This window comes from Nocardia asteroides (genome assembly GCF_021183625.1).
In the GTDB taxonomy this organism is placed as follows: Bacteria; Actinomycetota; Actinomycetes; order Mycobacteriales; family Mycobacteriaceae; genus Nocardia; species Nocardia asteroides_A.
In genome coordinates this window covers 2,175,530-2,200,559 of record NZ_CP089214.1, presented here as the reverse complement: position 1 = coordinate 2,200,559, position 25,030 = coordinate 2,175,530, and the positions used below count along the sequence as shown (strand labels likewise).

At 73.4% G+C, this 25,030-nt stretch carries 21 protein-coding genes; 16 read left to right on the top strand and 5 right to left on the bottom strand.

Features of this window, described 5'->3' with window-relative positions:
* Position 1 precedes the first annotated feature (1 nt).
* The gene (locus LTT61_RS10645) at positions 2-1,291 is read right to left on the bottom strand and encodes a hypothetical protein (protein ID WP_233019773.1); all 1,290 of its coding nucleotides are present in this window, start codon (positions 1,289-1,291) and stop codon (positions 2-4) included.
* Between the two features lie 251 nt (positions 1,292-1,542).
* Between LTT61_RS10645 and smc the strand changes: the two genes are divergently transcribed.
* Positions 1,543-5,163, top strand: coding sequence for a chromosome segregation protein SMC (smc, locus tag LTT61_RS10640; RefSeq protein WP_233019772.1), 3,621 nt, complete (start codon positions 1,543-1,545; stop codon positions 5,161-5,163).
* A 101-nt stretch (positions 5,164-5,264) separates the two neighbouring features.
* Here the strand turns inward: smc and LTT61_RS10635 are convergent, their stop codons facing one another.
* Entirely contained in the window at positions 5,265-6,194 is a 930-nt protein-coding gene (locus tag LTT61_RS10635; RefSeq protein WP_233019771.1) for an NmrA family NAD(P)-binding protein, read from the bottom strand.
* A 109-nt stretch (positions 6,195-6,303) separates the two neighbouring features.
* Between LTT61_RS10635 and LTT61_RS10630 the strand changes: the two genes are divergently transcribed.
* Entirely contained in the window at positions 6,304-7,107 is an 804-nt protein-coding gene (locus tag LTT61_RS10630; RefSeq protein ID WP_233019770.1) for a TetR/AcrR family transcriptional regulator, read from the top strand.
* Here LTT61_RS10630 and LTT61_RS10625 read toward each other — a convergent pair.
* The gene (locus tag LTT61_RS10625) at positions 7,104-7,493 is read right to left on the bottom strand and encodes a DUF2237 family protein (protein ID WP_233019769.1); all 390 of its coding nucleotides are present in this window, start codon (positions 7,491-7,493) and stop codon (positions 7,104-7,106) included. The genes LTT61_RS10630 and LTT61_RS10625 overlap by 4 nt on opposite strands.
* Before the next feature lie 121 nt (positions 7,494-7,614).
* Here LTT61_RS10625 and ftsY point away from each other — a divergent pair, with 121 nt between their 5' ends.
* From ftsY to trmD, 12 genes are all read left to right on the top strand, one after another.
* Positions 7,615-9,198: a signal recognition particle-docking protein FtsY gene (gene ftsY, locus LTT61_RS10620; RefSeq protein WP_233019768.1), complete on the top strand. Its 1,584-nt coding sequence runs from the start codon at positions 7,615-7,617 to the stop codon at positions 9,196-9,198.
* Between the two features lie 197 nt (positions 9,199-9,395).
* The gene (locus LTT61_RS10615; protein ID WP_233019767.1) at positions 9,396-10,742 is read left to right on the top strand and encodes an ammonium transporter; all 1,347 of its coding nucleotides are present in this window, start codon (positions 9,396-9,398) and stop codon (positions 10,740-10,742) included.
* A 3-nt stretch (positions 10,743-10,745) separates the two neighbouring features.
* Positions 10,746-11,084: a P-II family nitrogen regulator gene (locus LTT61_RS10610; RefSeq protein WP_233019766.1), complete on the top strand. Its 339-nt coding sequence runs from the start codon at positions 10,746-10,748 to the stop codon at positions 11,082-11,084.
* 114 nt (positions 11,085-11,198) lie between these two features.
* On the top strand, positions 11,199-13,616 hold the full coding sequence (locus tag LTT61_RS10605; protein WP_233020950.1) for a [protein-PII] uridylyltransferase: 2,418 nt from the start codon (positions 11,199-11,201) through the stop codon (positions 13,614-13,616).
* A gap of 84 nt (positions 13,617-13,700) precedes the next feature.
* A complete protein-coding gene (locus LTT61_RS10600) occupies positions 13,701-14,003 on the top strand; it encodes a hypothetical protein (RefSeq protein WP_233019765.1) in 303 nt (100 codons plus the stop codon).
* A 99-nt stretch (positions 14,004-14,102) separates the two neighbouring features.
* Positions 14,103-15,653, top strand: coding sequence for a signal recognition particle protein (ffh, locus tag LTT61_RS10595; protein ID WP_233019764.1), 1,551 nt, complete (start codon positions 14,103-14,105; stop codon positions 15,651-15,653).
* 33 nt (positions 15,654-15,686) lie between these two features.
* The gene (locus tag LTT61_RS10590; RefSeq protein ID WP_233019763.1) at positions 15,687-16,781 is read left to right on the top strand and encodes an amidohydrolase family protein; all 1,095 of its coding nucleotides are present in this window, start codon (positions 15,687-15,689) and stop codon (positions 16,779-16,781) included.
* A 58-nt stretch (positions 16,782-16,839) separates the two neighbouring features.
* Entirely contained in the window at positions 16,840-17,397 is a 558-nt protein-coding gene (locus LTT61_RS10585; protein ID WP_233019762.1) for a dihydrofolate reductase family protein, read from the top strand.
* Between the two features lie 211 nt (positions 17,398-17,608).
* Positions 17,609-18,040, top strand: coding sequence for a 30S ribosomal protein S16 (gene rpsP / locus LTT61_RS10580; RefSeq protein ID WP_233019761.1), 432 nt, complete (start codon positions 17,609-17,611; stop codon positions 18,038-18,040).
* On the top strand, positions 18,040-18,282 hold the full coding sequence (locus LTT61_RS10575) for an RNA-binding protein (RefSeq protein WP_233019760.1): 243 nt from the start codon (positions 18,040-18,042) through the stop codon (positions 18,280-18,282). The genes rpsP and LTT61_RS10575 overlap by 1 nt, the downstream gene beginning before the upstream one ends.
* Positions 18,283-18,807 carry a ribosome maturation factor RimM gene (gene rimM, locus LTT61_RS10570; RefSeq protein ID WP_233019759.1) on the top strand — a complete coding sequence of 175 codons (525 nt, stop codon included), beginning with the start codon at positions 18,283-18,285 and terminating at the stop codon, positions 18,805-18,807. It abuts the gene before it with no gap.
* 7 nt (positions 18,808-18,814) lie between these two features.
* Entirely contained in the window at positions 18,815-19,519 is a 705-nt protein-coding gene (gene trmD / locus LTT61_RS10565) for a tRNA (guanosine(37)-N1)-methyltransferase TrmD (RefSeq protein ID WP_233019758.1), read from the top strand.
* Between the two features lie 34 nt (positions 19,520-19,553).
* Here the strand turns inward: trmD and LTT61_RS10560 are convergent, their stop codons facing one another.
* Together LTT61_RS10560 and LTT61_RS10555 are read right to left on the bottom strand one after the other, a co-directional pair.
* Entirely contained in the window at positions 19,554-20,651 is a 1,098-nt protein-coding gene (locus LTT61_RS10560; RefSeq protein ID WP_233019757.1) for a PQQ-binding-like beta-propeller repeat protein, read from the bottom strand.
* A 122-nt stretch (positions 20,652-20,773) separates the two neighbouring features.
* A complete protein-coding gene (locus tag LTT61_RS10555; protein ID WP_233019756.1) occupies positions 20,774-21,634 on the bottom strand; it encodes a LuxR C-terminal-related transcriptional regulator in 861 nt (286 codons plus the stop codon).
* A gap of 98 nt (positions 21,635-21,732) precedes the next feature.
* Here LTT61_RS10555 and LTT61_RS10550 point away from each other — a divergent pair, with 98 nt between their 5' ends.
* On the top strand, positions 21,733-23,379 hold the full coding sequence (locus LTT61_RS10550) for an AMP-binding protein (protein WP_233019755.1): 1,647 nt from the start codon (positions 21,733-21,735) through the stop codon (positions 23,377-23,379).
* Complete coding sequence (locus LTT61_RS10545) at positions 23,376-25,019, top strand: AMP-binding protein (RefSeq protein ID WP_233019754.1); 1,644 nt, start codon at positions 23,376-23,378, stop codon at positions 25,017-25,019. Before LTT61_RS10550 ends, LTT61_RS10545 begins: the two co-directional genes overlap by 4 nt.
* The last annotated feature ends 11 nt before the right edge of the window (positions 25,020-25,030 follow it).

The window sequence follows — 25,030 nt, the reverse complement described above, 5'->3', positions numbered from 1 at the left end:
TTCACTCGTCCGCGCGCCTGCGCGGGTTCGAGAGGCGGGGCGGGGGTGGTTCCCGGTAGGTGCGGTCGGTCGGGCCGTCGGCCGTCTCCCACCAGCTGTCCGGGTCCTGGCGCTGCGGCCTGCCGACCCCGCGGCGCCGGATCGGCCCGCTGTACCGCTGGTCCTGCCCGGGAACCGGCTGTCCTCCGCTTGCCTGCTGTGTGCGATCGGGCCGGGGTGCGGCCTCGCCCGAGCGCCGGGCGGGGCGCGAACCGGCGGCTTCGCCGTCCGGTGCCGAGCGCGCGTCCGCGGCGCGCCGACCGGTCCGCCCGGCGGCTCCGCGTTCCCGTCGCTCGGCTCCGCGCTCCGCGGCGGACTCCGAACTCCCGGTGCCGCGTGGACCCTGCGATTCGCTCCCGAGGCGCCCATCCGCACGCTTCGCCATGGAGCCTGCGGTGTGCCCGGCCCGCCGGGCCTGCGCCGCATCCCAGCGATTCGCCGCACCGCGGTCGGGCCTTCGCTTCTGCTCGCCGCGCGGCCGCTCCGATCCGGACGCGGCGTCGCGCCGATTCCGCTCGGCCGCCGCACCGGCGGAGCCGTCCTGCGCACGCCCGGGACTGTCGGCGGAGCTACGCCGGGTCTCGTCCGAAGAGCGCTTGTGCGCACCGGCCGCGCGTCGCTTCGCACCCCGGCGCACCGGCCCGGCGAGCGGTGTGCCGACGATCGGCAGCGTGCGGGTGGTCTGCGTCGGATCCACCCCCCACTCGTGCCGCTCCCCGCGCACCCCGTGCCCGTGCAACCACGCCCCCGGGTCGGCCCGCGCGACCGGGTCGAGCACCCCCGCCGCCTCGCCGAGCAGCTCGAGCAGCTCGAGTTCGGCCAGCTCGAGCGGGTCGTCATCGGGGAAGCAGGCGGTGTGCAGCACAGTGCGCACCGCGTCGATCGAGTCCGCGGGGAAGGTCCAGACCCAGCCGGAGGGCGCGTCCTCGGGGTCGTCCGAGTCCGCCGGCTCCTCGTCGTGCCCGACGAAGACCAGCGCACCGTCGCCGCCGACCCGCGCGACCACCCGCCACCGCCCGTCGTCCATGGTCACCGTGCGCCGCCCGGCCCGGACCGCCCTGATCTCGAACCAGGCGGCGGCGAACCCGACCACCGCGGCCAGCCCGGCGAGCACCAGGTACTCCGGCACGTCCCCGAGCGTCGAACTGCGGCTCACCTCGCACCCCCACAGGAACACCAGGCAGGCGACGAGCAGCGCGCCGACGCGCAGCAACCGGAACGCGGTGCCGTGGCGGGACGACAGCGCAGCCACGGGTCGATGCTCCTGACGGGAGAAGGTGGGATCAGGTGGATCGTAGGCGCGATCCCCGCCCCGTGGCAGCCCCGCGCGCACCGCTGTGACGTCGGCTAATGCCGGGCACACCGGCGTTGTGGTCAACCGGTGGCCCCGGCACGCAGCGATGCCGGCGACCGAGGTCACCGCCGGCGGATACGATGACTGCTCGCCGCGCCCCCTCGCTGTCGTCGGAGCAAACCCGCCTCATCCACGGAAAGGTCCCGGCCGTGCATCTGAAGAGCTTGACGTTGAAGGGCTTCAAATCCTTCGCGTCCGCGACGACGCTGCGCTTCGAGCCGGGCATCACCTGCGTGGTCGGCCCGAACGGCTCCGGCAAGTCGAATGTGGTGGACGCGCTGACCTGGGTGATGGGCGAGCAGGGGGCCAAGGCGCTGCGCGGCGGCAAGATGCAGGACGTGATCTTCGCGGGCACCCAGGGCCGGGCCGCGCTCGGCCGCGCCGAGGTCACGCTGACCATCGACAACTCCGACGGCGCGCTGCCGATCGACTACGCCGAGGTCTCGATCACCCGGCGGATGTTCCGGGACGGCGCGGGCGAGTACGAGATCAACGGCTCCACCTGCCGGCTGATGGACGTCCAGGAGCTGCTCAGCGACTCCGGCATCGGCCGGGAGATGCACGTCATCGTCGGCCAGGGGCAGCTCGCCGCCATCCTCGAATCGCGGCCGGAGGACCGCCGCTCCTTCGTGGAGGAGGCCGCGGGTGTGCTCAAGCACCGCAAGCGCAAGGAGAAGGCGGTCCGCAAACTCGAGGCGATGCAGGCCAACCTGGCCCGCCTCACCGACCTCACCTCCGAGCTGCGCCGCCAGCTCAAGCCGCTCGGCAGGCAGGCCGAGGTGGCGCGCCGCGCCGCCACCGTGCAGGCCGACCTGCGCGACGCCCGGCTCCGGCTCGCCGCCGACGACCTGGTGACCAGGCGCGGCGAGCTCGCGGGCAGGCAGAGCAAGGAGGCCTACGCCCGCGAGCAGCAGATCACCGTGCAGGCCGAGCTGGACGCCGCCGGCGCCGCGCTGGCCGGGCAGGAGCACCAGCTCGCCGAGCTGACCCCGAGCTCCGAGGCGGCCGCGCAGACCTGGTTCCAGCTCTCCGCCCTGGCCGAGCGGGTCAACGCCACCATCCGGATCGCGGGCGACCGGGCCAGGCACCTGGACACCGCCACCCAGGCGGGTACCGGCCGCGACCCGGAGCAGCTGGAGGCCGAGGCCGACCGGGTGGCGGCCGAGGAGGCCGAGCTGCGCGAGACCGTCGAGATGACGATGGAGACGCTGGAGGCCGCGCGCGACGCGCTGGCCGAGCGCGAGCAGGCCGCCAAGGCCGCCGAGCAGGCACACCTCGCCGCGGTGCGCGCCATCGCCGACCGCAGGGAGGGGCTGGCCCGGCTCGCCGGGCAGGTCGAGACGCTGCGGCACAAGACCCAGTCCGCGGACACCGAGATCACCCGGATCTCCGGCGCGATCACCGAGGCGGGCAGGCGCGCCGACACCGCCCGCGCCGAGTTCGACGACGTCCAGGCCGAGCTGGCCGAGCTGGACGCGGGAGAGGCCGGGCTCGACGCCCAGCACGAGCACGCCGTCGCGGCGCTGGAGCTCGCCGATGCCCGCGTGGCCGAGCTGCGGCAGGACGATCGCGACGCCACCAAGCGGGTGGCCTCGCTGAGCGCCCGCATCGAGGCGCTCGGCATGAACCTGACCCGCAAGGACGGCACCGCCTGGCTCGCCGAGCACAGCCCGGCCGGGCTGCTCGGGCCGCTCTCCGGGGTGCTGCGGGTGCGGCCCGGCTTCGAGGCCGCGGTGGCCGCGGTGCTCGGCCCGCTCGCCGACGCCACCGCCGCCGGGTCCGAAGCCGCCGCCTACGACGCGCTGCGCGCCGTCAAGGAGGCCGACGGCGGCCGGGTCGGGCTGGTGTTCCACACCGGGGGGCGGGCGATCGCCCCCGCCGAGCTGCCCGCGGGCGCCACCGCGCTCGCCGCCGTGGTCGAGTACCCGGACGAGCTGGCCCCCGCGGTGCTCGCGCTGACCGCAACGGTCGCCGTCGTCGACGACCTCGCCGCCGCGACCGCACTCCTCGGCACCCGCCCCGAGCTGCGCGTCGTCACCAGGGACGGTGACCTGGCAGGCACCGGCTGGGTGCTCGGCGGCTCCGAGCGGGCGCCGAGCAGGCTGGAGATCCAGGCCGAGATCGACGCCGCCGCCACCGAACTCACCGCGGCCCAGCGCCGCGCCGCCGAGCTGGAGGCCGCGCTCGCGGGCGCGCTCGACGAGCAGACCGATCGCAGGCAGGCGGTCGACCACACCCTGCTCGCGCTGCACGAATCGGACCAGGCGCTGGTCGCGGTGTACGAGCGGCTGGCCAGGCTCGGCGAGACCACCCGCACCGCCGAGAAGGAGAGCGCCCGCCTCTACGACCAGCGCGCCGCCGCCGAGACCGGCCGCGAGCAGAGCCTGGCGACCCTCGCCGAGCTGGAGGACCGGCTGCGCAACGCCGAACTCGAGCAGGCCAGGATCGACGCCGACGGCTACGGTGCGGCGGGCACCGAGGCCGCCGGCCGGGAGCGCGAGGAGGCCGCCGCCGCGCTCGCCGAGGCCAGGACCATGGAGGTGGAGGCGCGGCTCGCCGTGCGCACCGCGGAGGAGCGTGCGCAGTCGGTGCACGGCAAGGCGGATTCGCTGCGCCGCGCGGCGCGGGCCGAGCGCGAGGCGCGGGCGCGGGCCGAGCGCGCGCAGGCCGCCAGGCGCAAGGCCGCCGCGGTGGCCGCCGCCGTCGCGGAGTCCGGCGCGCAGGTCGCGGGCGAGCTGGAGCGGGTGGTGGCGCGGGCCGCCGCCAGGCGTGACGAGCTGGTGCGCCGCCGCACCGAGGTCGCCGCCGAGGTGGAGCGGGTCAAGGAGCGGGTGCGGGCGCTCACCGCGCAGCTCACCCAGCTCACCGACGCGGTGCACCGGGACGAGGTCGCCAAGGCCGAGGCCGCGCTGCGGATCGAGCAGGTCGAGTCGACCATCGCCGAGCAGTTCGGGATCGCGCTGGACGACCTCATCGCCGAGTACGGCCCGGACGTCCCGCTGCCCCCGTCCGAGCTGGAGCTGCACGAGTACGAGCAGGCGCGGGAGCGCGGCGAGGCGGTGACCCCGCCGCAGCCCATGCCCTACGACCGCGCCTCCCAGGAGCGCAGGGCGCGCCGGGCGGAGAAGGACCTCGGCACGCTCGGCAAGGTGAACCCGCTCGCGCTTGAGGAGTTCGCCGCGCTGGAGGAGCGCTACAACTTCCTCGCCACCCAGCTCGAGGACGTCAAGAACGCCAGGCAGGACCTGCTCGACGTGGTCGCCGAGGTGGACGCGCGGATCCTGCAGGTCTTCGCCGAGGCCTACGCCGACGTGGAGCGCGAGTTCGTCGGGGTCTTCGCGCGGCTCTTCCCCGGCGGCGAGGGGCGGCTGGTGCTCACCGATCCCTCGAACATGCTCACCACCGGGATCGAGGTCGAGGCGCGGCCGCCGGGCAAGAAGGTCAAGCGGCTCTCGCTGCTCTCCGGCGGCGAGAAGTCGCTGACCGCGGTGGCGCTGCTGGTCGCCATCTTCCGGGCGCGGCCGTCGCCGTTCTACGTCATGGACGAGGTCGAGGCGGCGCTCGACGACACCAACCTGCGCCGCCTCATCGGCCTCTTCGAGCAGCTGCGGGAGAAGAGCCAGCTGATCGTCATCACGCACCAGAAGCCGACCATGGAGATCGCCGACGCGCTCTACGGCGTCAGCATGCGCGGGGACGGCATCACCCAGGTGATCTCGCAGCGGTTGCGCGGCGAGAACCTGGCCCCCGCCGCCGCCCCCGCGGGGTAGGGCCCCGGCGGGCGGACCGGTGCCGCGCGGCAGCTGTGCCGCCGCCCAGCGGGTCGACGGCGTTGACGCCGTGAACCGGTTTCTGCGCCCGGCTCGGCCGCCTACCGGGTCGACGGCGTTGCCGCCGTGGAACCGGTGTCCGCGCCGAGTGCGCCGATGGCGTCGGCGCCGCCGGTGCGCAGCCAGGTGTCCAGGTCGCGGAGGCCGGGATGCAGTGCGCGGAGGGCGGGCAGGTCCGCCTGCCAGCCGCCGCTGCGGCGGACCGCGCGCCAGGCGTCGCCGATCATCGGGGCGATGGCGTCCGCCTCGGCTTCGGAGAGTTCGTGGTACCGCACTGCGTCCCCGGTGGCGGCGGAGATCGCGTCGGCCGCGGCGCGCGGCGTCGGCGCGTCGCCCGCGAGCTGCAACGACTGCCCGTCGAAGCGCATTGGATCGGTGAGCGCGAGCACCGCGAAGTCGGCGATATCGGCGAGCGCGATCATGAACAGCGGCTCGTCGGCCGGGAAGATGTGCCGGTTCACGCCGTCCACGATCCCGTCGACCATGAACCCGCGCAGCAGGTAGTTCTCCATGAAGCGCACCGGCCGCAGCAGCGTGTACCGCAGCCCGGACTCCGCCACCGCCTCCTCGATCGCGGTCTTGCCGTCGAGATCGCGGGAATCGTGCCCGGGCGTCCGGGCGACCCCGCTGAACACGATCTGCTCGACCCCGCCCCTGCGCGCCGCGTCGACCACCGCGCGCCCGCGCGCGGCCTCCCGATCGGAGTCCCAGCCGCCCGCGCCGAAAACCGAAGGCGGAATCAGGAATACCGCCCGTGCCCCGGCCACCGCGGCCGCCAGGCCGGGCGGATCGTCGAGATCGCCCGTGACCAGCGCCGCGCCCGCGGCGGCCAGCGCGACGGCGGCGGGCGCGGCGGGATCGCGCACCAGCGCCCGCACCGGAACCCCGGCGGCGAGCAGCCCGCGCGCGGTCGCGCCGCCCTGCTGCCCGGTGGCGCCGACGACGAGCACGGAATCGGAGTGTTCAGCCATGACGGCCCTTCTCTGCGGGGGCGCCGAGCGCCCCGGAATCGGGTCGATCGACCCGTTTCCGAGGCTAGAATTCGGGCCGAACCCCGCACAGCCCCCGGAACGAAAGGCCGTGACGAAAGTGGCCGTCGAACTTGCAAGGGCCGATGCCAGGCACAACCGCGCCCTGGTCCTCGCGGCCGCCCGCCGCGCCTTCGCCGAGCGCGGCACCGGCGTCTCGCTGACCGAGATCGCCCGCGCCGCAGGCGTCGGTGCGGGGACCGTCTACCGGCACTTCCCGGCCAAGTCGGACCTGGTCGAGGCGGTCGTGCACCAGCGCATCGACCATCTCGCCGCGGTCGCGGCCAAACACGCCACCGCCGCCGACCCGGGCAGCGCCTTCTTCGCGGTCTGCCGGGAGCTGGTGCTCACCACCCCGCGGGCGCAGGAGCTCTGCGAGCAGGTGCGGTCCGACGACGGCTGGCCGAAGGCGCTGGTACAGAGCGCGGGCGCCCGCTTCCAGCGCGAGTTCGGCGACCTGCTCGCCGCGGCGCAGCGGCAGGGCGCGGTCCGCGCCGACCTGGACGCCGCCGACGCGCTCGCCGTCGTCACCGGCGCCATCGCGGTGCAGCGGATGCGACCGGAGCCGGGGATATCCCGGCCCGCCCGCGTGATCCTCGACGCGCTGTCCGCCACCGAGACGAAACCGAGTGACGAAACCGGGCCGAGCGCCGCGCCGGAATCCGCCTGCCCGGTCTGCGCGCAGCCGGTCCACCGGCCCGCGACCGGGCGCCCGGCGCGGTACTGCTCGCCCGCGTGCAGGCAGCGGGCGCACCGCCGCAGACGCGCGGGACTGCCCTCCGGAACGGTGACCGAGTACGGCGTTCCGGGGGAGAGCGGGCGGCACCGGCGCGAGCCGGGCGCCGTCTCGAGCTAGAGGAGGTCGCTGACGTCGTCCGGGACGTCGACCGCGTACTTCCGCAGGATCTCCATGGAGATCACCTCGAGCGCGTTCTCGTGGGTGGCGGCCAGCACCACCGGCGCGGCCACCCCGTCCTCGTGCGCGTGCAGCCAGCGCACCGCGACGACGCACCAGCGGTCGCCCGGCTGCAGGCCGGGGAAGTTGTTCTCCGGGCGCGGGGTGCTCAGGTCGTTGCCGATGGAGGCCTGGTGTTCCAGGAACTCCGCGGTCGCGACGGTGCACACGGTGTGGCTGCCGAGATCCTCCGGGCCGGTACTGCAGCAGCCGTCACGGTAGAAGCCGGTGAGAGGATCGGTGCCGCACTCTTCCAGCGGCCCCCCAAGCACGTTTCGATCGGTCACGCCGCCGATCCTATTGGCCTCTGCCGAGAAGTTCCGCAGGACAAGAAATCTCGATGGCCGGTCTGCGGGCGCGCGGGCACCCTGACCAGCGGCTCAGCCGGGCTCTGCAAGGATGTCCGGTGTGAGTGCCGAAGCCTGGATTCTGATCGCCGTGATCGCCGCCGTCGTGCTGGTGGTGTTGGTCGCGGGCTACGTCCTGTCCAAGCGCCGCCGGGTGTCGCTGACCGCGCCGGCGGAGGAGAAGGAGTTGACCGACCGCTCCGGCGGTTATACCGCCGCGGGCGGGTTCAGCTTCAGCAGGGGCGGTGCCGCCACCGCGGAACCGGAGCCGGTGCTGCGCGACCGCACCGACACCGAGGGGCAGCCGCACGTCGGCGACGACGCCGCCGTCCCGCGCGACGCGCACCGGCGCGGGATCACCGAGGTCCGGCTCCCCGACGCGGACGTGGAGCCGTCCGAAACGGTCACCCACCCCGGCGATCCCACCGCTACCGCACCGACCGAAACGGACACCCCCGACGCGGGCCCGGCCGCCCCCGCCGACACCCCAGCCGATACTGCCGCGGCCCCGTCCGCCACTGCGCCTACCGAAGACACCCTGCCCGCCGCGGGCACCACCGGTGACGGCACGGCCACCGCCCCGGCCACGCCGGCCACCGCCCCGGCCACGCCGGCCACCGCCCCGGCCGCGCCGGGCGCCACCCCGTCGACCGCCGACACCGCACCGTCCACTCCGGTGCCGGGTACGGCCCCCGCCGCGGGCACCTCGGCCGCCGACGAGATCGCCCCGACCTCCGGCCGCCTCACCCGCCTCCGCGGCCGCCTCTCCCGCTCCCAGAACGCCGTCGGCAAGAGCCTGCTCGGCCTGCTCGGCGGCGGCGACCTGGACGAGGACTCGTGGGAGGAGATCGAGGACACCCTCGTCCTCGCCGACCTCGGCACCGCGAGCACCGCGGTGATCGTGCAGCGGCTGCGCGAGGAGATGGCGGCGCGCAGCGTGCGCAGCACCGACGAGGCCCGCGCGGTGCTGCGCACCGTCCTGGTCGAGGCGTTGCGCCCGGAGCTGGACCGCGCGGTGCACGCGCTCCCGCACGACGACCACCCGTCGATCCTGCTCGTGGTCGGCGTGAACGGCACCGGCAAGACGACCACCACCGGCAAGCTGGCCCGGGTCCTGGTCGCGGACGGCCGCCGGGTGCTGCTCGGCGCGGCCGACACCTTCCGCGCCGCCGCCGCCGACCAGCTGCAGACCTGGGGCGAGCGGGTCGGCGCCGACACCGTGCGCGGCCGCGAGGGCGCGGACCCGGCCTCGGTCGCCTTCGACGCCGTGACCGTCGGCATCGAGCGCGGCGTCGACGCCGTCCTGGTGGACACCGCGGGCAGGCTGCACACCAAGACCGGGCTGATGGACGAGCTCGGCAAGGTCAAGCGGGTGGTGGAGAAGAAGGCCGCCGTCGACGAGGTGCTGCTGGTGCTCGATGCCACCGTCGGGCAGAACGGCCTGGCGCAGGCGCGGGTCTTCGCCGAGGTCGTCGAGATCACCGGCGTCGTGCTCACCAAGCTGGACGGCACCGCGAAGGGCGGCATCGTCTTCCAGGTGCAGCACGAGCTCGGCGTCCCGGTGAAGCTGGTCGGCCTCGGCGAGGGCGCGGACGACCTCGCCCCGTTCGAGCCGGGCGCCTTCGTCGACGCGCTGCTCGGCTGAGAAATAGCCTCGTGGTGCGCCCCACAGCGGCCCGAACGACCGCTGTGGGCCCGACGAAACGTGGTCGCAACACAACCGGCGCACCCGTTCACGTAGGTGAAACACAGTGGATCGCCGGATGAAACACCAGGTGAGGATTCTTCTTCCCAGGTCCTGATGCCGAAGTCGGCCGGGCCCGAGATGAGGAGGACATCAAGGTGGATTTTCCCACGATAGGCGCGCCGGACGCCGGTGATACCGCATGGATGCTGGCTGCCGCGGCATTCGTCTTGCTGATGACGCCAGGACTCGCGTTCTTCTACGGCGGCATGGTCCGCGCCAAGAACGTGCTGAACATGATCATGATGAGCATCAGCGCCATGGGGCTCATCACGATCCTCTGGGCGCTGTACGGCTTCTCCGTCGCCTTCGGCGAGGACAAGGCGAACCTGATCGGCGACCCGACCCAGTACTTCGGACTGGCCAAGGTCTTCGGCGGTGAGTACCTCGCCTCGACCGACCCGGCAGCGCCTGCCGGCATCCCGCTGTTCGGCACCATCCCGCTCTCGGTGTTCGTCGCCTTCCAGCTGATGTTCGCGATCATCACCGTCGCCCTCATCTCGGGTGCGGTCGCCGACCGCATCAAGTTCGGCTCCTGGCTGGTCTTCGCCGGCATCTGGGCCACCGTCGTCTACTTCCCGGTGGCGCACTGGGTCTTCGCGTTCGACGGCTACACCGGCGAGCAGGGCGGCTGGATCGCCAACAACCTCAAGGCCATCGACTTCGCGGGCGGCACCGCGGTGCACATCAACGCCGGTGCGGCCGGCCTCGTGCTCGCGATCGTCCTCGGCAAGCGCAGGGGCTGGCCCAAGACCCCGTTCCGCCCGCACAACCTGCCGTTCGTCATGCTCGGCGCCGGGCTGCTGTGGTTCGGCTGGTACGGCTTCAACGCGGGCTCCGCGCTCGGCGCCAACGGCATCGCCGGCGCCACCTTCCTGACCACCACCCTCGCCACCGCCGCCGCCATGCTCGCCTGGCTCGTGGTGGAGAAGATCCGCGACGGCAAGCCCACCTCGCTGGGCGCCGCCTCGGGCATCGTGGCCGGTCTGGTCGCCATCACCCCGTCCTGTTCCTCGGTGAACACCGTCGGCGCGCTGGTCATCGGCGTCGTGGCGGGTGCGCTCTGCGCCCTCGCGGTCGGGCTGAAGTTCCGCTTCGGCTTCGACGATTCGCTCGACGTGGTCGGCGTGCACCTGGTCGGTGGCCTGGTCGGCACCCTGCTCGTCGGGCTGGTCGCTGCGCCGGAAGCACCGGCGGCGGTCTCCGGGCTGTTCTACGGTGGTGGTCTGGAGCAGCTGAAGCTGCAGGCCGTCGGTGCCTTCGCGGTGCTGGCCTACTCGGTGGTCGCGACCGCGATCATCGCCTTCGCCATCAAGTTCACCATCGGCCTCCGGGTGTCCGAGGAGGACGAGGCGCTGGGCGCGGACGAGTCCGAGCACGCGGAAAGCGCATACGATTTCGCTGCTGTGGGTGGCACGGCACGTACCACCGTCAAGGAGGCATAACGCATGAAACTGATCACCGCCATCGTCAAACCGTTCACCCTCGAGGACGTGAAGGGCGCACTCGAGCAGGCCGGAATCCTCGGCATGACCGTGAGCGAAGTGCAGGGCTACGGCAGGCAGAAGGGTCACACCGAGGTCTACCGCGGCGCCGAGTACTCGGTGGACTTCGTGCCGAAGGTGCGCGTCGAGGTGGTCGTCGACGACGCCTCGGTGGACAAGGTCGTCGAGGTGATCGTCGAGGCCGCGCGCACCGGCAAGATCGGTGACGGCAAGGTCTGGGTGACCCCGGTCGAGACCGTGGTGCGGGTGCGCACCGGCGAACGCGGAAGCGACGCACTGTAGTACTCCGGGGCCGGTGGACGGATCGGCCCCGGATCCAGCACGAGAGAGCGGCGGCCCCGCTCCGGCCGGAGCACCGGCCGGAGCGGGGTCGCGCGCGTGGAACGGGCGGTGACTATGGGCAACAATCAGAACAACGGGGCTGCCGATCTGGTCCGGGCACGGGCACAGCTGCTCGAGGGGGGTCATCCGCGCAATCCGCGGCTGGACGCGGAATCACTGCGGTCGGCGCTGGTCGATCTGTTCGAACTCTGGCTCACCGGCAAGGGCGCCGAACTCGGCATCGGGCCGGACAGCGGGCTGGCGCTGGTCGCCGTCGGCGGGCTCGGGCGGCGCGAGATGCTGCCCTACTCGGACCTCGACCTGGTGCTGCTGCACGACGACGTGGACCCGGCCCGGGTGGCCGAGGTGGCCGATCAGCTCTGGTACCCGCTCTGGGACGCACACATCAAGCTGGACCACAGCGTGCGCACGGTGCCGCAGGCGCTGCGGGTCGCCGCCGACGACATCCCGGCCGCGCTCGGCATGCTGGAGGCCAGGCACATCGTCGGCGACGCCGACCTGAGCAACCTGCTGATCGGCGGGGTGCGCCGGGAGTGGCGCACCAGCATCAGAACCCGCTTCGACGACCTGATCGCGCAGACCCGCACGCGCTGGCAGCGCAGCGGCGAGATCGCGCACCGGGCCGAGCCCGACCTGAAGAACGGCCGCGGCGGGCTGCGCGACATCCAGCTGCTCGACGCGCTCGCCATCGCCCAGCTCACCGACGCCATGCCCGGTCTCGGCCCGGACGTGCCCGGCGGCGGGCTGAAGCACGCGCACCGCAGAATGCTCGACGTGCGCACCGAGCTGCACCGGGTGGCGGGCCGCGCCCGCGATCAGCTGCGCGCGCAGGACGCCGACGAGATCGGCGCCGCGCTGCGCATCGGCGACCGCTTCGACCTGGCCAGGACGCTCAGCGATTCGGCGCGGACGGTGAGCTACTCGGTCGACGTCGGGCTGCGCACCGCGGCCAACGCGCTGCCCCGCCGCGGCCTGGCCCGGCTGCGCCGGATGCCGGTGCGCCGCCCGATCGACGAGGGCGTCGTCGAGCACGCGGGCGAGGTGGTGCTCGCCCGCGACGCCAGGCCGCAGCGCGACCCGGGGCTGATCCTGCGGGTGGCGGCGTCCTCGGCCGTCACCGGGCTGCCGATGTCGGCCACCACGCTGAACCGGCTCTCCGAGGACGCGCCGGAGCTGCGCGAGCCCTGGCCCAAGGACGCGCTGAACGACCTGCTCGTGCTGCTCGGCGCCGGCCGCAACGCCATCGGCGTGATCGAGGCGCTCGACCGCACCGGGCTCTGGGGCAGGCTGCTACCGGAGTGGGGCGCCGTGCGCGACCTGCCACCGCGGGACGCCATCCACACCTGGACCGTCGACCGGCACCTCATGGAGACCGTCGCCTACGCGGGCGCGGGCAGCACCAGGGTGGCCAGGCCGGACCTGCTCGCGCTCGGCGCGCTGCTGCACGACATCGGCAAGGGCCGCGCGGGCGACCACAGCATCGTCGGCGCCGAGCTGGCCACGCACATCGGGCGCAGGCTCGGGCTCTGGCCGTCGGATGTGCGCACGCTCAGCGCCATCGTCCGGCACCACCTGCTGCTGCCGGACACGGCCACCCGCAGGGACCTGGCCGACCCGGCCACCGTGGAGCACGTGGTGACGGCGCTGGACGGCGACGTCCAGCTGCTGGAGCTGCTGCACACCCTGGCCGAGGCGGACTCGCTGGCCACCGGCCCCGGTGTCTGGGGCGACTGGAAGGCCTCGCTGATCGGTGATCTGGTGCGGCGCTGCCGGACCGTCATGCGCGGCGACGAACTGCCCGCCCCGGAGCCGATCGCGCCGGAGCTGCTGGCCAAAGCTGCGGCGGGCGGGGTGCACGTGGAGCTGCAACCGGGCGACGGCAAGCACACCTACACCGTCACGGTGATCGCCCCGGATTCTCCCGGGCTGCTCTCGGACGCCGCCGGGGTGCTCGCGCTGCACTCGCTGCGGGTGCTCTCGGCCGCGCTCGGGGTGGAGGGGGCCTCGGCCGTCGACACCTTCGTGGTGACCCCGCGCTTCGGCGGCCCGCCGGACGCCGGGTTGCTGCGCCAGGAACTCATCCGGGCCATCGCGGGCGACCTCGACCCGGGCGCGGTGCTGGCCAAGCGGGAGCGCGACGCCGACGGCCCCGGCCCCGGCCCCTACGCGCAGGCGCAGCCGCGGGTGCTCTGGTCGGAGGCGTCGGAGGGCGGGGTGCTCCTCGAGCTGCGAGCCGAGGACCGGCTCGGCCTGCTGACCCGGCTGGCGGCGGTCTTCGCGGATGCCGCGGCCTCGGTGCGGTGGGCCAAGGTGGTCACCATGGGGTCGGCGGTCGTCGACACCTTCTGCCTCGATCTCGGCGCCGGGGACACCCCGGAGCGCAGGGCGGCGCTGGAGCGGAGCGTGCTGGAGGTGGTGCCGCAGCCCGCCCCGAAGAAGCCGGAGGAGGCGGGGGATTCGGCTGTCGGCTGATCGTCCGACGCGATTCAGCTTCCGCATCGAATGTGACGCAGATTACTATCGGTTGACCGGAAACGTCGATGAGAGGTAGGTCCGTTGGCGCTGGAGGTGGTTTCCGCGTCGCTGATGACCAGCGACGAGACCAGGCACATCGCTCGCTGCGTCGGCGACGGGAGCTGGGTGGTGTCCTGGCTGCCCGGCCGCACCCTCAGCGCACCGCAGGCCGTCACCGCCATGACCATCGCCTCGGCGGTGGCGACCGGCGGCGCCGACGGCGCGGGCGAACTCGACGCGGCCGCGGCCGAACTCGGCCTCACCGGCCGCGAGGCGGTGTTCCTCATCGCGGTGGAGAACCACGACTACGGCACCCAGCGGCCCCGCCCGCGGCCGCGGCGCTGAGGCGGCGGCGGTCGACTTCCCGACCGCCGCGTGCCGCGCCGCGTCAGCCGATTACCCTGGACGGGAAATGTCGTCCCCCCGAGTCCAGGAGCGCGATCGGTGTTCGAATCACTGTCCGACCGGCTGACAGGTGCCCTCAAGGATCTGCGCGGCAAGGGGCGGCTGTCACCGGCCGACATCGACGCCACCGCGCGCGAGATCCGGCTGGCGCTGCTGGAGGCCGACGTCGCGCTTCCGGTGGTGCGCGGCTTCATCGCCCGGATCAAGGAGCGCGCCAACGGCGCCGAGGTGTCGGGGGCGCTGAATCCGGCGCAGCAGGTCGTCAAGATCGTCAACGAGGAGCTTGTCGGCATTCTCGGCGGCGAGACCCGCAGGCTCACGCTGGCCAAGAACCCGCCCACCGTGATCATGCTGGCCGGCCTGCAGGGCGCCGGTAAGACCACGCTCGCGGGCAAGCTCGCGAAATGGCTGCGCGGCCAGGGCCATCAGCCGCTGCTCGTCGCCTGCGACCTGCAGCGCCCCGGCGCGGTCACCCAGCTCCAGGTGGTCGGCGAGCGCGCGGGCGTCCCGGTCTTCGCGCCGCACCCCGGCACCGGCCTCGGCGGGGAGAACCAGCTCGGCGTCTCCGCCGCCGACCCGGTGCAGGTCGCCGAGTCCGGCATCGCGGAGGCGCGGGCCAAGCAGTACGACGTGGTCATCGTCGACACCGCAGGCCGGCTCGGCATCGACGCGGAACTGATGCAGCAGGCCGCCGGCATCCGCGACGCCGTGCAGCCGGACGAGGTGCTCTTCGTCCTCGACGCCATGATCGGCCAGGACGCGGTGAACACCGCCGAGGCGTTCCGCGACGGCGTCGGCTTCACCGGCGTCGTGCTGACGAAGCTGGACGGCGACGCCCGCGGCGGCGCCGCGCTCTCGGTCCGCAACGTCACCGGCGCGCCGATCATGTTCGCCTCCACCGGCGAGAAACTGGAGGACTTCGACGTCTTCCACCCCGACCGGATGGCAAGCCGCATCCTCGGCATGGGCGACGTGCTCACCCTCATCGAGCAGGCCGAGCAGGTCTACGACCAGCAGCAGGCCGAGGAGGCGGCGCGCAAGATCGGCAGCGGTGAGCTCACGCTGGAGGATTTCCTCGAGCAGATGCTCGCCATCCGCAAGATGGGGCCGATCGGCAACCTGCTCGGCATGCTCCCCGGCGCCGGCCAGATGAAGGACGCGCTCGCCGCCGTCGACGACAAGCAGCTGGACCGGGTGCAGGCCATCATCCGCGGCATGACCCCGGCCGAGCGCGCCGAACCGAAGATCATCAACGCCTCGCGCAGGCTGCGCATCGCGAACGGCTCCGGCGTCCAGGTCTCCGACGTGAACCAGCTGGTCGACCGGTTCTTCGAGGCCAGGAAGATGATGGCGGCCATGGGCAGGCAGATGGGCATGCCCGGCGCCAACCGGCGGAACAACCGCAAGGGCAAGAAGGGGAAGAAGGGCGGCCGCGGGCCGACTCCGCCCAAGGTGCGCGGCGGGTTCCCCGGCATGCCCGGCCTTCCGCCCGGCATGCCCGACATCTCCAACATGCCCGCCGGCCTGGACCAGCTGCCGCCCGGGCTGGAGGGTTTCGACCTCTCGAAGCTGAAGTTCCCCAAGCAGTAGCGGCTCGCCCCTCCGGGGCGAAGGAGGTCGGCGGTGCATCTGCGCGGCGTTGTTCTGCCCGAGGCCGAGGTGCGCGACCTCTGGGTGCACGAGGGCCGGGTCACCTATGAGCCCGTGCCCGGCGCCGAGACCTTCGCGCGCGACGGCTGGATCGTGCCGGGGCTGGTGGACGCGCACTGCCACGTCGGCATCCGGTACGGCGGCGGCCACGAGGACCGGGACGGCGCGATCGAGCAGGCCGTCACCGAGCGGGAGGCGGGGGCGCTGCTGCTGCGCGACGCCGGTTCGCCGATCGACACCCGGTTCGTGGACGAGCACGCGGAGCTGCCGCGGATCATCAGGGCGGGCAGGCACATCGCCCGGCCCAAGCGCTACATCCGGGAGCTCGGCATCGAGCTGGACGACGAGCGCGACCTGCCGGAGATCGTGGCCGAGCAGGCCAGGTTCGGCGACGGCTGGGTGAAGATCGTCGGCGACTGGATCGACCGCGCGGTCGGCGACCTGCGCCCGCTGTGGAGCGACGCGGTGCTGCGGGAGGCGATCGCCGCCGCGCACGCCAACGGCGCCAGGGTCACCGCGCACGTGTTCGGCGAGGACGCACTGCCCGGGCTGATCACCGCCGGGATCGACTGCCTGGAGCACGGCACCGGCCTCACCGACGACACCGTCGCGCTGATGGTCGAGCACGGCACCGCGCTGGTGCCCACGCTGGTCAATATCGACACCTTCCCCGGGATCGCCGACGGGGCGGGCAGGTTCCCCGTCTACGCCGCGCACATGCGCGACCTGCACCGCCGGGTGCGCGACACCGTCGGCCGCGCACACGAGGCCGGGGTGCCGATCTACGCGGGCACCGACGCGGGCGGCTCGATCCGGCACGGCCGGATCGCCGACGAGATCAGCGCGCTGGCCGGCGCCGGGCTCTCCCCGCACGACGCGCTCGGCGCCGCCTCCTGGGACGCCCGCCGCTGGCTCGGCCGCCCGGTGCTCGAGGAGGGCGCCCCCGCCGACTTCGTGCTCTACGACCGGGACCCGCGCACCGACCCCGCCGCGCTGACCGCCCCGCGCGCGGTCGTCCTGCGCGGCAGCCCCTACCCGCGCCGTGATCCGGTGACCGCGCACCGCTGAATTCCGCGCCGCCGCTTCGTCGCTATCGATGGAAGCACCACCGATCGGAAGGAAAGCCGTGCGCGAACTCGTCGTGACCCAGAACATCACCGTCGACGGGGTGATCGAAGCCGCCGACTGGTTCTCGGTGGCAGGCAGCGACCCGGCCGCCACCGCCGACCTGGATGCCGCCCTGCGCGAGCAAGCCGCCGCCTCGGACGCGGTGCTCTTCGGCCGGACGACCTTCGAGGAGATGCGCGGCTTCTGGCCCGCGCGGACCGACGACACCTCGGGCGTCACCGAACACCTGAACACCGTCACCAAGTACGTCGTCTCCCGGACCCTGACCGAGCCGAACTGGGCGAACTCGGAGATCCTGCGCGGCCCGCTCGCCGAGGAGATCGCCGGAATCAAGGCCCGGCCGGGCCGCGACATCGTGCTCACCGGCAGTATCCGGCTCTGCCACGCGCTGATCGCCGCCGACCTGGTGGACGAGTACCGGCTCTTCGTCTATCCGGTGGTGGTCGGTACCGGCGCCCGGCTCTTCGCGGACGCCACCGGGGTGCCGCCGCTGCGGCTCGCCGAATCGCGGGCCTTCCGCTCCGGCGTGGTGCTGCTGCGCTACCGGCGGGGCTGACCGAGCCGATTTCGGGCGGGCCGCACCCGTCTGGCACAATGATCCACCGTCCTTCTGGACGCGTGTCAGCCCGTCTCCGGTTCCGTACCGCGCGGCGGTCACACACTTCGAGCGCGAAACCGGACCCGCAGACCGTGCGGGTCGCTGAATCGCGCAGTGACCATCGGGCCGCCCCCGCGGCGGCCACCACCGAAAGGCAGAACTCACAGCCATGGCTGTTCGCATCAGACTCACCCGCCTGGGCAAGATCCGCAACCCGCAGTACCGCGTGGTCGTCGCCGACGCCCGCACCCGCCGCGACGGCCGGGCCATCGAGTCGATCGGCACGTACCACCCGAAGGAAGAGCCCTCGCTGATCCAGATCGACGCGGAGCGCGTGGCGTACTGGCTCGGCGTCGGCGCCCAGCCGACCGAGCAGGTGCAGCGGCTGCTGGAGATCACCGGCGACTGGCAGAAGTTCAAGGGCCTGCCGGGCACCGAGGGCACCCTGAAGGTCAAGGCCGCGAAGCCGAGCAAGCTCGACCTCTTCAACGCGGCGCTGGCCGCCGCCGACGGCGAGCCGTCCGGCGCGGCCACCACGCCGAAGAAGAAGGCCAAGAAGGCCGACGACGCTGCGGCCGAGTCGACAGAAGCCGCCGAGTAATGAGCGTCGTTGTCGCCGATGCCGTCGAGCACCTGGTGCGCGGCATCGTCGCCAATCCCGACGACGTCCGGGTCGAGCTGATCACCGGCAGGCGCGGCCGCACCGTCGAGGTGCACGTCCACCCGGACGACCTGGGCAAGGTCATCGGCCGCGGCGGCCGCACCGCCACCGCGCTGCGCACGCTGGTCGCCGGGATCGGCGGCCGCGGCATCCGGGTCGACGTGGTCGACACCGACGCCTAGATGGAACTCGTCGTCGGACGGGTCGCCAAGTCGCACGGTGTGCGCGGCGAACTCGTCGTCGAGATCCGCACCGACGATCCGGACTCCCGGTTCGCGCCGGGCACCGTCCTGCTCGGACGGCCGCCGCGGGCGCGCACCGGTGGCACGGAGTTCACCGTGGAGTCGGCCCGCGAACACTCGGGCCGGCTGCTCGTGCGGCTGCGCGAGGTGGACGGTCGCGATGCGGCGGACGCCATGCGCGGCACGCTGTTCCTGGTGGACAGCGCCGATCTGCCGCCCGGTGATGACCCGGACGAGTTCTACGACCACGAACTCGAGGGGCTCGCGGTGCGGCTCACCGACGGCACCGCCGTCGGCACCGTCACCGAGGTGCTGCACTCGGCAGCGGGCGAGCTGCTCTCGGTGCGCGCCGAGGACGGCAGGGAGCTGCTGATCCCCTTCGTCACCGCCATCGTGCCGACCGTCTCGGTGGCCGAGGGCGTCGTGGTGATCGACCCGCCCGAGGGGTTGCTCGATCCGGAATGAGGCCGTCGTGAAACTGGATGTGCTGACGATCTTCCCGGAGTACCTGGAGCCGCTGCGCGCCGCGCTGCTCGGCAAGGCCATCGACCGCGGGCTGATCGCCATCGATGTGCACGATCTGCGGCACTGGACGCACGACGTGCACCGGTCGGTGGACGACTCGCCGTACGGCGGCGGGCCGGGCATGGTCATGAAGCCCTCCGTGTGGGGTGTCGCGCTGGACGAGGTCTGCCCCGACGACGCGCTGCTGGTGGTGCCGACCCCGGCGGGGGTGCCGTTCACCCAGGCCACCGCCCAGCGCTGGGCGGCCGAGCGGCACCTGGTCTTCGCCTGCGGCCGGTACGAGGGCATCGACCAGCGGGTCTTCGACGATGCCGCCCGCCGGGTGCGGGTCGAGGAGGTGAGCATCGGGGACTACGTGCTCATCGGCGGTGAGGCCGCCGTCCTGGTCATGGTCGAGGCGGTGGTCCGGCTGCTGCCCGGCGTGCTCGGCAACCAGCAGTCGCACCGCGAGGATTCCTTCTCCGACGGGCTGCTCGAGGGCCCCAGCTACACCAGGCCGGTGATCTGGCGCGATCTCGAAGTGCCGCCGATCCTGCTCTCCGGCGACCACGCCAAGATCGCGGCCTGGCGGCACGAGCAGGCGCTGGAGCGCACCCGCGCCCGCCGACCGGATCTGCTGCCCGGCGACGACGGCGTTCCCGACCCGGCCTGACCGCTCGACCGGACGGGACCCGCCCCGGCTCCGCTCAGCCGGACGGAATCACCGCGGCCCGGCCGTCCGCGCCCAGCACCAGCACGCCCCACGGTGCGGGATTCAACTGCGCGGTCTGCGCGACCGGCATGGTGAGCAGCGGTTCCTCTCCGCGCGATGTCGGCCTCGCCCCCGCGACGCGGGTGCGCTCGCCGGTGCGTACGTCGTAGGCGAGCAGTGACCCGTCGTCGCGCCCGCCGCTGCGCGGCCGCAGCGTCGCCAGCAGTGCGCCGTCCGGCGACCCGACGCTCAGCAGTACTTCCTCGTCTGCGGCGAGCGGCGCCGTCCAGCGCACCCCGCCGTCCGGCTCCACGAACCGCATCTCGGTGTTCTTCGCCAGGGTGGTGCTGTCCATGATCAGCGCGGTGCCGCCGGGCCGGGCGAAGCGGTAGCGGGACTGCTCGCCGACCGGCTGACGGCCGAGCTCGTCGCCGCTGCGCAGGGCGAGGAACACCCGCTCGCCGCCGGACTTCACGGTCAGGGTGTCGGACGAATCGACCACGAAGGTGTCGGTGCCGGTGAGCCTCCGGTGCCACAGCTCGGCCCCGGTCAGGCGGTCGAACGCGGCCACCGCGAGGTCGAGGCCGGTACCGTCCGGGGCGAAGCGGGTGGGGCAGCGCAGCAGCGCGACCTCCCGCGTCAGCAGGACGGAGAGGTTGTCCTCGGTGAACGGCGCCGCGCAGCTCCACCGCGCCGGATCGGCGGTCCAGCGCGGCCGGTTCGTCGCCGGATCGCGGAGCACGACGCTGCCGTCCTCGACGCCGCTCTCCCACCACCCGTCGGCGGCGGTGCTCCACAGCTCCGCGCCGGTATCGGCGGAGTAGGCCACGTAGCCGGGGGAGTCCTGCCATCCCACCAGCAGCACGTCGTGGAACAGCACCGGCGTGGTGCGCCGCGGATCCGGCGCACTCCCGGCTCGCGCAATCGCCCACCGCTGCTCGCCGTCCGGGCTCCAGCCGAGAATCGTGTCGCCGCGCACGGTGTAGATGCCGGACTCGGTCACCCCCGCGTCATCGAAGCCGCCGAGCTCGACGGTGTGGATCCCGGACAGCTCCAGCCCGCCCTGCGGCCGGGACGCCGCGGGCCCCCGCACGCCGCCACCACCATGACCAGCCCGAACGCCGCCAGCGCCCGTACCGCTCGATTCCACTCCATGCCGAACTCCCCCCGAAGTAGTTGTCGGCGCCGATCTTTGCACGGGGCACCGACAGGGTCCTAGGGCAGCAGCCGAGCCCGTCTGGCCCTGGCGACCGCCTCGACCCTGGTGTGTGCGTCGAGCTTGCTCATGGCGCTGCGCAGGTAGCTCTTCACCGTCTCCGGGCCGAGCGAGAGCCGCGTCGCCACCTCCTGGTTGGTGCAGCCGAGCGCGACCTGGGCGAGCACGTCGAGCTCGCGGCGGGAGAGCCGGGGCGCGTCGGCGGCGGGCGCTCCGGCGAGCACGTGGGTGATCCGGCCGCCGACGGTGTCGAGGCGGGCGCGCAGCTCGGGGTCGGGAACGGCGGCCGCGATCTCCCTGAGCTCGGCGTGGATGTCGCGCAGCTCCTCGCTCTCCGCGCCCGCGGGCGCCGGTTCGGCGAGCCGGAGCAGCCGCAGCCGCCGGTCCACCTCGTCGCGCACGGTGATCTCGCGGGCCAGCTGCCTGGCCGCGCCGATCATCAGCTCGGCGGTGCGGCCGCCGAGCGGGGAGCCGCCGCGGTTCGCGGCGTAGAGCACCGCGCGGGATTGCCGCTCGACCAGCACCGGTACCGCGAGCACCGAGCGGATGCCCTCGCCGAGCACCGGCCGGTCGTAGTCGTGCGTGATGGACGAGGCGCTGCGGTAGTCGGCCACCGAGGCGGGGGAGCCGCTCGCCATGACCTGCCCGCCGAGGCCGGACATGCGCAGCACCGTGAGCCCGCGCAGCGCGTTCGTGGTGGTGCCGACGAACTCGGAGAGCAGCAGCGCGTCCCGCGCGATCTCGCCGCCGAACGCCACCGGCACCCCGGCCTCCCGCGCCACCAGCCGCAGTGCCGCGCGCAGCGCGTCGCCGTCGCGCGGGCGGAGCAGGTGCTCGCCGGGCACGCGATCGGGGCTCATCTCGGGTCACCCCTTTTCGGGGGTAGTGCGGAACGTGACGTGTCCCACATTCTAGGCGGACTCCGGCGCCGATCCGGAGCCGCACGAGGGAGGACCACATGGCGACCGAGACGACGGTGCCCGACAGCGACCCGGACCAGCGGGTACGCACCCTGCTGGCGACCTACGACAGCCCGGCCGCCACCGCGGCGGTGCTGCTCTGCGACCGGCACCCGGCCGACCGGGTCGCGGTCACCGTGGTCGAGTCCGACCTGAGCCACACCGACCTCACCTACGGGGAGCTGCGCGAGCGCTCCGAGCGGTTCGCCGCCGCACTCGGCGAGCTCGGCGTCGGCCCCGGCGACCGGGTGGCCACGCTCATGGCCAAGTCGGCCGAGCTGGTCGTGGCGCTGCTCGGCATCTGGCGCCGCGGTGCGGTGCACATGCCGCTGTTCACCGCCTTCGCCTCGCCCGCCATCGCCTTCCGGCTCACGGCCGGCGATGCCCGCTGGGTCATCGCCGACGCCGACCAGGCCGCGAAGCTGCTTCCCGGCGACGACATCCCGGCCGACGCGCCGTGGGGGGTGATCGTCGCGGGTGGCGAGCAACCGGGCGCGCTGCGCTTCGAGGAGCTGCTCGCCGGGCACTCGGCCGACGACCCGCTGGCCGCCGCGGTGACCGTCGGCGGCGACGGCGGGCTGGTCCAGCTCTTCACCAGCGGCACCACCGGGACCCCGAAGGGCGTGCCGATCCCGTTGCGCGCACTCGCCTCGTTCCACGCGTACCAGGAGTTCGCGCTGGACGTACGGCCGGACGACGTCTTCTGGAACGGCGCCGACCCGGGCTGGGCCTACGGGCTGTACTACGCGATCCTGGCCCCGCTGGCGTCCGGGATCCGCACCCTGCTGCTGCACGCGCCGTTCTCGCCCGCGCTCACCTGGCAGGTGCTGGAGCGCTTCGGCGTCACCAACTTCGCCGCCGCGCCCACCGTCTACCGGGCGTTGCGCGCCGAGCCCGCTCCGGAGGGCGTCACGCTGCGCCGCGCCTCGTCGGCGGGCGAGCCGCTCACCCCCGAGGTGGTGGAGTGGTCGGCCGAGGCGCTCGGCGTCCCGGTCCGCGACCACTACGGCCAGACCGAGCACGGCATGGTCATCGGCAACGCCTGGCACGAGGCGCTGGACGCCACCGTCCCGCTCGGCTCGATGGGCAGGCAGCTGCCCGGCTGGCACTGCGCGGTGCTCGCCGACGACGCCGACGCCGAGGCGCCGACCGGCGAGCTCGGCCGGGTCGCCATCGATACCGGGAACAGCCCGCTGCTCTGGTTCACCGGCTACCTGGACGCCCCCGAGCGCACCGCGCAGCGCTTCACCGCCGACGGCCGCTGGTACCTCACCGGCGACGCGGGCTCGCGGGACGCCGACGGTTTCTTCCGCTTCTCGGCCAGGGACGACGACGTGATCATCATGGCCGGCTACCGGATCGGCCCGTTCGAGGTGGAGAGCGTGCTGCTGCTGCATCCGGGGGTCGCCGAGGCCGCGGTGGTGGGGATGCCGGACGAGCTGCGCGGCGAGGTGCTGGAGGCCTTCGTCGTGCTCGGCAGGGAGGCGACCGGCGACGACGAGCTCGCCGCCGAGCTGCAGCAGCTGGTCAAACAGAAGTTCGCCGCGCACGCCTACCCCCGCCGGGTGCACTTCGTCGACACGCTGCCCAAGACCCCGAGCGGCAAGGTGCAGCGCTACCTGCTCCGCCGCGGCGGCGCCCGGTGAGAGCCCCCGCCTACGACAGCGCCCCCGCCTACGACAGCGGCCGCGCCGACACCCCGCTGCTCGGCGACACCATCGGCGGCAACCTCGATCGCGTCGCCGCCGCGCACCCGGAGCGCGAAGCCCTGGTCGACCGCCCATCCGGCCGCCGCTGGAGCTACCGGGAACTGGTCGCGGCGGTCGACGCCATCGGCACCGGGCTGCTCGAGCACGGCGTCCGCACCGGTGACCGGGTCGGGATCTGGGCGCCGAACTGCGCGGAGTGGTTCCTGGTGCAGTACGCCACCGCGAAGATCGGCGCGATCCTGGTCACCATCAACCCGGCCTACCGCACCTCGGAGCTGGAGTTCGTGCTCCGCCAGGCCGGGGTGCGGACGCTGATCACCGCCGAGTCCTTCAAGACCTCGGACTACGTCGCGATGGTCGGCGAGGTGCGCGCCGCGGTCCCGGAGCTGGAATCGGTGCTGGTGCTCGGCTCGCCGGAGTGGGAAGCGCTGGCGGCCACCGAAGCGGAGGCCGCCCGGCTCGCCGCCGTCGCCGCGGAGCTCTCCGCCGACGACCCGATCAATATCCAGTACACCTCGGGGACGACGGGATTCCCCAAGGGCGCCACGCTCAGCCACCACAACATCCTGAACAACGGCTGGTTCGTCGGTGAGCTGTGCGGCTACACCGAGCACGATCGGATCTGCGTTCCGGTGCCCTTCTACCACTGCTTCGGCATGGTGATGGGCAATCTGGCGAGCACGACGCACGGCGCCGCCGTCGTCATCCCGGCGCCATCGTTCGACCCGGAGGCGAGCCTGGCCGCGGTCGCCGCCGAGCGCTGCACCTCGCTCTACGGCGTGCCGACCATGTTCATCGCCATGCTCGCCGCGCTCGACGCCGGCGCCGAGCACGACCTCCGCACGCTGCGCACCGGCATCATGGCGGGCTCGCCCTGCCCGATCGAGGTGATGAAGCGGGTCATCGACCGGATGAACATGGCGGAGGTCTCCATCTGCTACGGCATGACCGAGACCTCGCCGGTCTCCACCCAGACCCGCCGCGACGACAGCCTGGAGCGGCGCACCGAGACCGTCGGCCGGGTCGGGCCGCACCTGGAGGTCAAGATCGTCGACCCGGTGACCGGGCGGACGCTGCCGCGCGGCGAGCCCGGCGAGCTCTGCACCCGCGGCTACTCGGTGATGCTCGGGTACTGGGGCGAACCGGCCAAGACCGCGGAGGCCGTCGACGCCGCGCGCTGGATGCACACCGGCGACATCGCCGTCATGGACGGCGCCGGCTACCTCGCGGTGACCGGCCGGATCAAGGACATGGTGATCCGCGGTGGCGAGAACATCTACCCGCGCGAGATCGAGGAGTTCCTCTACGCGCACCCGGACGTGCTGGACGCGCAGGTGATCGGGGTGCCGGACGCCACCTACGGCGAGGAGCTGATGGCGTGGATCCGGCTGCGCCCCGGCGCGGCCCCGCTGGACGCCGCGCGGTTGCGCGAGTTCTGCACCGGCAAGCTGGCGCACTACAAGATCCCGCGCTACGTGCACCTGGTCGAGGAGTTCCCGATGACCGTCACCGGGAAGGTGCGCAAGGCCGAAATGCGTGCACTGGCCGGGGAACTGCTCGGTCGCCAGGACGCCTGACCCCCGGCGTC

Excerpts from the sequence above, each read along its gene's own strand:
- rimM (WP_233019759.1), top strand. The coding sequence starts at position 18,283 with ATGGAACTCGTCGTCGGACGGGTCGCCAAGTCGCACGGTGTGCGCGGC.
- LTT61_RS10575 (WP_233019760.1), top strand. The coding sequence starts at position 18,040 with ATGAGCGTCGTTGTCGCCGATGCCGTCGAGCACCTGGTGCGCGGCATC.
- LTT61_RS10550 (WP_233019755.1), top strand. The coding sequence starts at position 21,733 with ATGGCGACCGAGACGACGGTGCCCGACAGCGACCCGGACCAGCGGGTA.
- LTT61_RS10610 (WP_233019766.1), top strand. The coding sequence starts at position 10,746 with ATGAAACTGATCACCGCCATCGTCAAACCGTTCACCCTCGAGGACGTG.
- LTT61_RS10605 (WP_233020950.1), top strand. The coding sequence starts at position 11,199 with ATGGGCAACAATCAGAACAACGGGGCTGCCGATCTGGTCCGGGCACGG.
- LTT61_RS10555 (WP_233019756.1), bottom strand. The coding sequence starts at position 21,634 with ATGAGCCCCGATCGCGTGCCCGGCGAGCACCTGCTCCGCCCGCGCGAC.
- rpsP (WP_233019761.1), top strand. The coding sequence starts at position 17,609 with ATGGCTGTTCGCATCAGACTCACCCGCCTGGGCAAGATCCGCAACCCG.
- LTT61_RS10635 (WP_233019771.1), bottom strand. The coding sequence starts at position 6,194 with ATGGCTGAACACTCCGATTCCGTGCTCGTCGTCGGCGCCACCGGGCAG.